This window comes from Methanospirillum lacunae (assembly GCF_003173355.1).
Classification (GTDB): Archaea; Halobacteriota; Methanomicrobia; order Methanomicrobiales; family Methanospirillaceae; genus Methanospirillum; species Methanospirillum lacunae.
Genome location: NZ_QGMY01000023.1, coordinates 1 through 1,076 on the forward strand (window position 1 = coordinate 1; position 1,076 = coordinate 1,076).

Consider the following 1,076-nt stretch of genomic DNA (forward strand, 5'->3'; position numbering starts at 1 on the left):
GGTTCATTCTGAGTTGCTGGGCGAACATAGACCCAGTCAGCGGTCATGGTCCCTGCTTGAGCGAATAGAATTACTGAATTTGCGGATGTCGGGATGTTTTGTGATAACGTGGCAGATCCAACCCCATCAACGGAGAATTGGGCCGAATCGGTTCCCTTCCTCGAAACTTCATAGATGTGTGTTCCAGCCAAAGCACCAAGACTGACAGAACTTGGTGGAGATGGATTACGGGTTACAGCGTTAATCACCCCTCCGGTTGGATACGCCCCATAAAACATAGTTCCGGATCCATCATCCGGTTTCACAAACCCTGCTATATTATATACTGATGAAGAAATCGTCCCTTTCATTCCCGTAGCATTATTGATGTTGAATGTCTGTGTGCTGATGAGTAACCCACTCGAACTGAGTGTTACTACTGAGTTTGCTGTTGCTACACCCCCACTCTGTGTCCAGTTAGAATTGACTGAATTAAAATCATCAAAGAGGGTAAATACTGAACCTCCGCTCGATACTGAACTGGCTGTTGAGTTGCCATAGTACACATACAACTGGGCACCCCCTTTTGGCAGGGTTGGCAATTTTACCCAGACTGCAGCAGCAGTTGAATTTACTGATTCTATCCAGTATGAGAGATCGGTTCCGCTGACATCGGTAAAACGAAGGTCACTAAAGTCAGCCTTCACATTAGTTCCTGCCTGAATAACCGGACCTGACTGCAAGGTTGTTCCATCACGGTATACTAGCAGACGAACAGGATAGTTGGGAAGATCCATATCTGGAGACCCTGTTATTGTATGTAGTTTCCGGTAACTCCATCCTGATTTAAATGATGGAGGTTGAAGCACCTGGATCTGTGAGGTTGAACTGGATTTTCCGACACTGTTATTTACGGTCAGAATTACCGAATACGTACCTGGTGACGTAAAGGTATGAGTGGCATTCTGGGTTGTAATGTTCTGCGATAGATCTCCAAAATTCCACTGCCAGTCAGAATTACTCCCTGAAGATGTGTCATTGAATTGAACGGTAAGTGGTGCAAGTCCACTTGAAGGTGATGCTAAAAATGATGCAAC

1 protein-coding gene is annotated in these 1,076 nt (G+C 45.4%); it reads right to left on the reverse strand.

The annotated features are described in order from the left end of the window. Positions 1-1,076, reverse strand: a 1,076-nt coding sequence (locus tag DK846_RS17305; protein ID WP_146201269.1) for a DUF2341 domain-containing protein, incomplete at both ends; no start/stop codon positions are given.